This window comes from Vibrio sp. 1S139 (assembly GCF_041439475.1).
In the GTDB taxonomy this organism is placed as follows: domain Bacteria; phylum Pseudomonadota; class Gammaproteobacteria; order Enterobacterales; family Vibrionaceae; genus Vibrio; species Vibrio crassostreae_C.
This window is the reverse complement of sequence record NZ_JBGOOD010000107.1, coordinates 1-7507: the sequence shown is the minus strand read 5'-3', so window position 1 is coordinate 7507 and position 7507 is coordinate 1. Positions and strand designations below refer to the sequence as shown.

Here is a 7507-nt window from a genome sequence, read left to right as displayed (position 1 = left end):
GGCGGTATCTGTGTTGAGGCTTGAAAGTCAATGAGTCGATTTAAAGACGCTTACAATAGTGTCGGCCGTAAGGTGTTTTTACCTGACTCCCATCATTAAACCCAACCATAACAATCGCATTGTTACAATGCGGACAGACGGCAAAGTGTCGAGTCTTACGCCCTTCAGCCGTGCGCTCGTAATCAACCCAAGGTTTTCGCTTTTCGGTCAAATTTTCAAAATCAGCTCTGTTGGTGATTTTGTGGATAACCGGCGTGTCTATCGTTAATTTGAATACATCCATCAAAAGCCTCTATTTCTTCAAAAATTCCATAGTGATTAAGCACTTCTCCCCACCATGTACGATCAATCAAAGGGACAATTTTCAGGCGCTCTGATAGCTGTAATGTAGTGAGTAATGTCATCATATCAATATCACAATGATGTTGGCCGTCACTTAATTGAAATAAGACAAATTCATCACTTTCATCTCTATTCCTCTCTTTGGAATGCTCAAAATTCTTCAGCCCATCTAGCGCTAACATTAAGCGTGGGTGGTTTTTTTGTACTTGGTGCCACCACGACTCGCTCAATGATGGCGTATGACCATACTCTTGTGCAATGCGTAAACACTGCAATAAAAAGACTGGCGACACGTTAAAAACGTAATCATGAGAGTACAATTCAAATTGCATACCTTGAGTCATCGTTTTCTCCTTACCCAAATTCAATATCCGCTTCAGGGTCTACCAGATAAGACTGCTTACAATGATCGCACTCATATTGGCCACCTGCGGGATTGCTATAAAAACCGTCTTGTTGCTCACCGCAATGCGGACATTCCACTTTGACTCGTGTCGTCGTCATTAACGTTTGCATTTTCATTACGTTCACCTTTATCAATGCATTTTTTGTGTCGTCTAGCCGACTCATTATTCAACGCTTTATTAAACTCAAACCTCAGAAGAACCAATCCACTGCTCACCGAGGTAAGCATCCCAACCGTCTGGACTCACCGAGAAATAATCGACACACTCCAGAGCCTCGTGCGTCCAACCGCCTTTAGGGGCGTGGTACTGAACCACTACCACACCCTCCAAGCTCAGAATACGAAGCAATGCCAACGTGCGTCCTTCCATCAAGTCAGGCTCAGCCGGTGATAACGAGCGGGCGACTATCATGAGCCCATCTCCTTTCCTAATTTGCCTTTGTCATCGAAATGACGCTTCTGACAGCCTTGTTTCCACGCGCTGCAGCTCCAGTAAAAACTGCCTTTGTTTTTCCCAGAATTGCGCACCAACACGCCTTTGCCACAGGCGCACTTTTGATTTTTAGCCGGCTTGCCGCGCACGCTATCGAGGATAAGGCCACATTGCTCGCGGTCTTCACACGCCCAAAACGATTTCTTTGCAGAGCGAAGACGCATCGTCTTGCCACACAATGGGCATGGCGATTCGGGCTCTACGACTTTTGGTAAGTTGATGGTGATATCCCCAGACTTCACCTTACTGACAATGGCTCGCACAAATCCTTCTTGATTTTGCATAAAGGCATCGAGGCTCATCTCTCGCTTGGCAATGCTTTCGAGCGACTGCTCCCAAATCGCGGTCATCACCGGGTTGCTCACTTCATTGGGCAGCGCCTGAATCAAACCGCGCCCTGCGTCGCTACTTAAGATCTTTTTGCCTTTTGCTTCCACAAATCCGCGCTTTTTGAGCGTCTCAATGATGGCCGCGCGCGTCGCTTGCGTGCCAAGTCCGGCTGTCTCTTTCAAAATCGCTTTGAATTGAGCCGGAACATTATCGCTGCGTGCAATATTGGTCATCGCATCGAGGAGCGTCCCTTCGGTAAACGCAGAAGGCGGCGTGGTTTTCTTACTCACCACATCGACTTTGGAAAACGTCAGCGACTGGCCAACCGTTAAGGAAGGCAGAGATTGAGACGGGTTTTCTTCGCTCTTCCCTTTCCCCTCTTCTTTTTCTTCTTTCGCCACAACCCGCCAACCTTTGACGCGCTCCACTTTGCCGGACGTTTTAAAGCTGTGCCCCCCACACTGCAATTCAATCACGGTGGAGTCATCTTCGGCATGCGGATAAAACTGAGCCACGTATCGCTGCACGATGGCCTGATACACGTGTTTTTCGCGCTCACTGAGTCCGGTGAGTACCGGCGCTTTCGCGGTGGGAATGATGGCGTGGTGCGAGCTTTGCGCCACTTTTTTATCGTTCCAACACGCGCTGCTTATTGCCCCGTCCGCGCCCTGGCACATCGATGCGAACTCGGAAGTCTGACCCAGCGTCCTCAAGATTTGAGTCACTTCGCCTTGCTGACTCACCGGCAAGAACGCGCAATCGGTACGCGGATAGGTGGTCAGTTTGTGTTTTTCATACAAGGCTTGCGCCGTATCGAGCACTTGCTGCGCGGTGTAACCGAACTGAGCCGACATGGCCTTCTGCAGAGAGCCCAAGAAAAACAGCGCAGGATGTTTGGCTTTTTGGCGTTTGGTATCAAACACGGCGACAGTCGCCACTTGTCCCTGACAATCCCGAGCCACACGCTCAGCTCCCTCACGAGACAAACAGCGCCCCGATTCATCACCTTGCGCTTCTGGCACTTGCCATTTAGACGAGAATCCTGCGTCACCGACGACGTCATAAAACGGTTTAGAGACAAAGTGAGCGATGGCCAAGTCTCGCTCAACCACCAATCGTAAGGTGGGCGTTTGAACACGGCCCACCGATAAAGCGCCGCGATAACCGGCTTCCCGTCCCACTAGAGAGCAAAGCCGCGTTAGGTTCATACCCAACAACCAGTCGGCTTGACTGCGGCCAAGCCCCGCCCAATAAAGAGATTCAGTGTCACTGCCGGGTTTAAGATTATCCAGACCTTTACGAATGCTGGCTTCGTCTAAGGCGCTGAGCCAAAGTCGAGAGACATGGCCTTGGTAGCCCACAAACTCTAAAATCTCACGCGCAATCACCTCCCCTTCACGGTCGGCATCGGTGGCTATCACCACCTCTGTCGCGCTGGCCAATAATTTCTTGATGACATTGAACTGTTTTTTCTTATCGGGTGGCACGACCATTTGCCAGGTCGATGGCACGATAGGGAGCGTGTCATAAGACCAAGCTTTTAATGCGGGGTCATAATGCTCCGGGTCGGCTTGAGACAGAATATGACCAAACCCCCAGGTCACGACCACCCCTTGGCCGCGCAACGCCCCCTCGATTTTTTCATGACAACCCAATACCTTGGCAATGTCGCGTCCTTGAGACGGTTTTTCACATAAAAGCACACGCATGGTTTACCTCCAACCTACGCACAAACAAGGTGACCGCGTCACCTTTAGAGCGCCTTCTTGATAAAGAAAGCACTGACCCAATAACAAGTCACCCATCATGATGTCGTCACCTTGCTGGCGAGTTGTTTCTTCACCCAACCTGGCGTGACCTTACTGAGCGTCATGCCTTCACGGTTGCCAATTAAAGCTTGCTGCACTTGCGAACAAAATGGCTCTTGCGCTTTCACGCCGAGCTCCGCTTGAGCGCGTTGGTCGGCGTCACCACTTCGGCGCGACCGCACACGAAATCGAAGCGCCGCAATCGCGTTAGATAAATTCACTCCTCTCATCTATCACTCCCTATTTAAAGTTCAGATTGAGAGGCTGGGTTATTATTCGCCCCTGATTGTTGTGGCTTTTTTAATAACACCGCATCCACACGCTGCGCCATGATGGTAATTAACGAAGCCGTTAATGCCATGCCTGACGTCATTTGGCCTGGGTTATTTTTATCTTCCCAAACGTCGATGCGGAGTTCGCCTTCAATACGCACACGCATGCCTTTTTGTAATAATTTACTTAACGCTTCGGCGTCACGCCCCCAATAACTGATGTCCACCCAAAACCCGCCCTTATCTTCATAAGGACGCTCAGAGTCTTGCGTTTTAATTAAACGGTCGTACTTGACGTTAAATTTTAATAACGGTCTAGCCTCACCATTCGAGCGGTCATTCGCCGGCTGCCAACGCAATTCTGGTGTCATACCAATATTGCCATCAAAAATAAAAAGACCTTTTGCCATCTGTTTTTCTCCTTTGAACAAAGTCACGAGAAACAGTATCAAAAAGGCAATAGAAAAATACTCATTAAAAATACATTGGTGGATGTATTTTTAACGAGTATTTATTTTTTATTTTGTGTTACACTATTTAAAGTTACGCCAAAATATCATTAACTATTATATTGATTACGTATCAATACACAGAACTGATCGCTTAACGCTTTATTTCTTTTGCCTCACCCCTTTGCTTTCCCTTTCCCCTCCTGCCTCAGACGACAATATATTGCTCCATCAACAAGGTTGTCGCGTTCGCTCCATTTTTCACCTTGCTACTGCCTCATGCGTGTTATTTCTCTTTACTGCCTCATTTATTTACACCTGCCTCAACGTAATACCGAAATCCCCCGTTTCCCCAGCCGTGCCCCCTCAACGCCGATTTTAAAAAAATCACCATTGAGGGGGCTTGTTTGCGGCATTTACTTGAGTTAGCCTTTGTTTGAGGCAAAATTTGTTCAATGTTGGGGTAACGACTTAACGCCTGATGTTTTATTCGTGGTGGTTATTATGAAAAAAAAGACAGACTCGGATTTTATTAGCATTCTTAACCAAGATGTTGAGGCAATTCGCCAGAATAAAGAAACACAAAGAATATCTAAGATTGATCATCTAAAAGATGAAATCATCATATTAAGAAATCTTAACCTAAGCTATGCCAATATTGTTCTCTGGCTCAACAATCAACACCACATAAAAGTCAATGAATCCACTGTTCGTCGTAGACTCTTATTACATTGGAGTAAAAACAATGCGGACTCCATTTCTTAATTCATTACTAGAGGCGATGCCAAAGCCACTAATAAAAAAGAGTCACCCCGTTCATCACAAAGACAAATCAAAAGGTTCTCCTCTCGATAAATATCGATGTGAAATTATGGCACTGAGGCATCAATGCCAATGTTCCTATGGAGAGATAGCTCTTTGGTTACAACATAAAAAGAACATAACCATATCAAAAAAATCCGTTTATAAACGGATTCAATATTGGAATGAGGCACCCCATGATGTTTTCAAAAGCAAAGAGACAGCGGATTAAATTAGAAAAACAAACCTCTAAGTTTTACAACTTTCATTACCGAGCTATTGGTGAAAACAAAACAAAGAATAAAGAAAAAATACATAGCTTTATGACATTATTTCGTCACATTGAAGTAACCGCCCGAATTATGGATAAGATAGGAATAAAAAGAGTAAAGCAATTATCTTGTGAAATGGCTAATCAATATATTGAGTCTCAACGAAATAACATTGCCGCAAAATCATTAAGAAATGAACGCAAGGTTTTGCAACGGATTATTGATATTTATGAGCCAGGAGAAAGAGTCGTTATACAAGGTGACTTACTAGAACGAGAGTGGGTAAATCGAGCTTATACGTATGAGCAAGTCGAACAAATTATGATGCACCAACGCGAGCGAATGCAACTCTCTACCGCCATTGCTTTTTCTGCGGGTTTGCGAGCCCGCGAGCTTCTCACACTCAGGCGCCTCGATGAAGCTCAACCTTCCAAAAGCCGGAAGTGGCGTAACGATCTTTTCAAAGGATTAAATGGCGTTAAATACATCGTCGAAGGCAAAGGAGGGCTGAAACGAGTCGTCACTCTCCCATCCGAACTGTCTAATATTCTTGAAACTAAACGACTCTCCACACCCATTATCGTTGAAGACAGGAAATGCAAAATCACTACCTATTACGATATCGCTGGCGGGAAAAAATTCAGTGATGCTTTCAGTCAGCGTTCAAAGTCGGTGTTAGGTTGGTCACATGGGGCTCATGGGCTTCGATACAGCTACGCCCAAGAGCGAATGTCACATTCTATCTCCAATGAAACATACCAGGATCGCAAGGCCATCGTTAGCCAAGAGCTTGGGCATTTCAGAGCAAGTATTACGACACACTATTTATGCGCTGGTGCGCGTTAAATTAACCATAAAGAGGCAAGACTATGATTTCAAAAGACACTATCGAACAGCTTTCCCACACCATCATTCCTAACGCCCCCCAACCTCAGGAGGCAGAGGAAGACATCGATCATATTTTACTCAAGCTGGCCACTCAAAAATTTGGCACCACGGCGGCCTTAGCCTCAAAGCTAAACGTCGATGAATCTCAAATTCACGAATGGCTCAAAACGCCCCTTCCAATTGGAATCATTGACTCATTAGAAAATATCGTGCTTGGAGAGAAATACCTTTCCCCTCACCTTATCTTCTCTCTAGGAGGGTTAGAGCAGATGGAGCAATGGCAAACCTTAGTCAATGCCCTGATAAATGACGCATTGCATCGCTATCTATCAGATATTCCTGTTGTTTTTATGCCTGAGAATACCGATTTCTTATGTGAGCGAACACTTGAAGCGTTAATCAATATAGGCATGGAATTGCCCCAAGAGTATCCAAAAGATTTACAGCTGAATAACATTGATGATTTGGAGTCTATGATAAACGCGAACATTTATGCGCATACGCTCTCTTTAATATTCGATGCAATGGTCAATATCCAGTGTTATTACGATACTTTCTTCGATGCCATCTCCGAGCACCCTGATCATCCATTTGAAGAAGCATTATGTTGGGAACATATTCTCGTTGATCTTGCCGTTTACCATGCTTTAGATGATCAGAAAATCTTCCCTGGGCTGCAAGCATTCCAAAACGAGACCATGATGAACACTCACCAGTACATTAACGCATTGAAATCTCATGCTTACCAACACCGTTTACCACTGCGTGCAGAGCTGCTCCACTTGCTCAACAAAGATCATGAAGAACTGTACGACGATAGTGAAGCGGAGATAATGGGGCTCTTCCCACCGCAAATTCACCCTGATATTTACGTTAGTGAAATCATAGAAAGTCAGCGCTTGATACATCAAGTTCTGCCGGGAATTTGTCGTAAATTGGAGATGAGTGAAGAAGAAATCAGGGAGTTAATAGGAAAGAAATAAGGGCGCTCTTAGACTATGCTTCACAAAACTGAATCAGGAAGGGTTTTACCCCCTCCTGCTCAGCTCTACCTTACTGCTTCGTAGACAACAAATTGAGCCAGAAAACTTGTGCCACCATCCTGGTAGCGAACCTCACAGAGTGAGTCTCGAACTAGCCATAAGCTACACAAGAACGTAAAGCACAGGACAATCAGCCCTGCGAGTGCTGTTTTATTTTTCGGCATTTTTGTTGCCTCCACAGTAAAGAGGCTCTACAATGAGTTTGAAATGCATCACTTAGGCCTCGTTAAATGAAAGTTACTGCGCTAACAGTAACCGGATAACGGGGCTTTTGTTTATCTGCCACAAGCAAACATAAAAGTCAGTCACTCATGGCAAATAAGCCAAGAGCGCCCAACCAAATTCTACCACAAGCCTTTCAAATCAAGAACGTTTGTTTAACTCGCTTCTTCAAGCTTATCGA

Annotated in this window: 10 protein-coding genes; 3 read left to right on the top strand and 7 right to left on the bottom strand. The window is 45.6% G+C overall.

Annotation, left to right across the window (positions count from 1 at the left end; translation table 11 throughout):
* Positions 1–221: 221 nt before the first annotated feature.
* From ACED46_RS20920 to ACED46_RS20895, 6 genes are all read right to left on the bottom strand, one after another.
* Positions 222–686 (bottom strand): hypothetical protein, encoded by a 465-nt coding sequence (locus tag ACED46_RS20920; protein ID WP_154724046.1) that lies wholly within the window; start codon positions 684–686, stop codon positions 222–224.
* Positions 687–696: 10 nt separating this feature from the next.
* Positions 697–912 (bottom strand): hypothetical protein, encoded by a 216-nt coding sequence (locus ACED46_RS20915; protein ID WP_371722353.1) that lies wholly within the window; start codon positions 910–912, stop codon positions 697–699.
* A 20-nt stretch (positions 913–932) separates the two neighbouring features.
* Entirely contained in the window at positions 933–1160 is a 228-nt protein-coding gene (locus tag ACED46_RS20910; RefSeq protein ID WP_017110285.1) for a hypothetical protein, read from the bottom strand.
* Positions 1157–3280, bottom strand: coding sequence for a DNA topoisomerase III (locus ACED46_RS20905; RefSeq protein ID WP_371722352.1), 2124 nt, complete (start codon positions 3278–3280; stop codon positions 1157–1159). Before ACED46_RS20905 ends, ACED46_RS20910 begins: the two co-directional genes overlap by 4 nt.
* Before the next feature lie 95 nt (positions 3281–3375).
* Positions 3376–3609, bottom strand: coding sequence for a hypothetical protein (locus ACED46_RS20900; protein WP_019821570.1), 234 nt, complete (start codon positions 3607–3609; stop codon positions 3376–3378).
* Positions 3610–3623: 14 nt separating this feature from the next.
* On the bottom strand, positions 3624–4061 hold the full coding sequence (locus ACED46_RS20895) for a single-stranded DNA-binding protein (RefSeq protein ID WP_102501364.1): 438 nt from the start codon (positions 4059–4061) through the stop codon (positions 3624–3626).
* 543 nt (positions 4062–4604) lie between these two features.
* On the opposite strand from ACED46_RS20895, the gene ACED46_RS20890 reads away from it, so the two are divergent.
* The 3 genes from ACED46_RS20890 (at position 4605) to ACED46_RS20880 (ending at position 7044) form a co-directional block, all read left to right on the top strand.
* Positions 4605–4865 carry a hypothetical protein gene (locus tag ACED46_RS20890; protein WP_154724048.1) on the top strand — a complete coding sequence of 87 codons (261 nt, stop codon included), beginning with the start codon at positions 4605–4607 and terminating at the stop codon, positions 4863–4865.
* 233 nt (positions 4866–5098) lie between these two features.
* Positions 5099–6019 carry an integrase domain-containing protein gene (locus tag ACED46_RS20885; RefSeq protein WP_235612570.1) on the top strand — a complete coding sequence of 307 codons (921 nt, stop codon included), beginning with the start codon at positions 5099–5101 and terminating at the stop codon, positions 6017–6019.
* A gap of 23 nt (positions 6020–6042) precedes the next feature.
* Positions 6043–7044 carry a hypothetical protein gene (locus ACED46_RS20880; RefSeq protein WP_154724049.1) on the top strand — a complete coding sequence of 334 codons (1002 nt, stop codon included), beginning with the start codon at positions 6043–6045 and terminating at the stop codon, positions 7042–7044.
* A gap of 65 nt (positions 7045–7109) precedes the next feature.
* On the opposite strand, the gene ACED46_RS20875 is transcribed toward ACED46_RS20880, so the two are convergent.
* Positions 7110–7268 (bottom strand): Hok/Gef family protein, encoded by a 159-nt coding sequence (locus tag ACED46_RS20875; RefSeq protein WP_017110292.1) that lies wholly within the window; start codon positions 7266–7268, stop codon positions 7110–7112.
* Positions 7269–7507 lie beyond the last annotated feature (239 nt).

Bases quoted from the DNA above. Each gene is read 5' to 3' on its own strand.
- ACED46_RS20875 (WP_017110292.1), bottom strand. From the start codon at position 7,268: ATGCCGAAAAATAAAACAGCACTCGCAGGGCTGATTGTCCTGTGCTTT.
- ACED46_RS20915 (WP_371722353.1), bottom strand. From the start codon at position 912: ATGAGTCGGCTAGACGACACAAAAAATGCATTGATAAAGGTGAACGTA.
- ACED46_RS20905 (WP_371722352.1), bottom strand. From the start codon at position 3,280: ATGCGTGTGCTTTTATGTGAAAAACCGTCTCAAGGACGCGACATTGCC.
- ACED46_RS20910 (WP_017110285.1), bottom strand. From the start codon at position 1,160: ATGATAGTCGCCCGCTCGTTATCACCGGCTGAGCCTGACTTGATGGAA.
- ACED46_RS20880 (WP_154724049.1), top strand. From the start codon at position 6,043: ATGATTTCAAAAGACACTATCGAACAGCTTTCCCACACCATCATTCCT.
- ACED46_RS20920 (WP_154724046.1), bottom strand. From the start codon at position 686: ATGACTCAAGGTATGCAATTTGAATTGTACTCTCATGATTACGTTTTT.
- ACED46_RS20885 (WP_235612570.1), top strand. From the start codon at position 5,099: ATGATGTTTTCAAAAGCAAAGAGACAGCGGATTAAATTAGAAAAACAA.
- ACED46_RS20900 (WP_019821570.1), bottom strand. From the start codon at position 3,609: ATGAGAGGAGTGAATTTATCTAACGCGATTGCGGCGCTTCGATTTCGT.
- ACED46_RS20895 (WP_102501364.1), bottom strand. From the start codon at position 4,061: ATGGCAAAAGGTCTTTTTATTTTTGATGGCAATATTGGTATGACACCA.
- ACED46_RS20890 (WP_154724048.1), top strand. From the start codon at position 4,605: ATGAAAAAAAAGACAGACTCGGATTTTATTAGCATTCTTAACCAAGAT.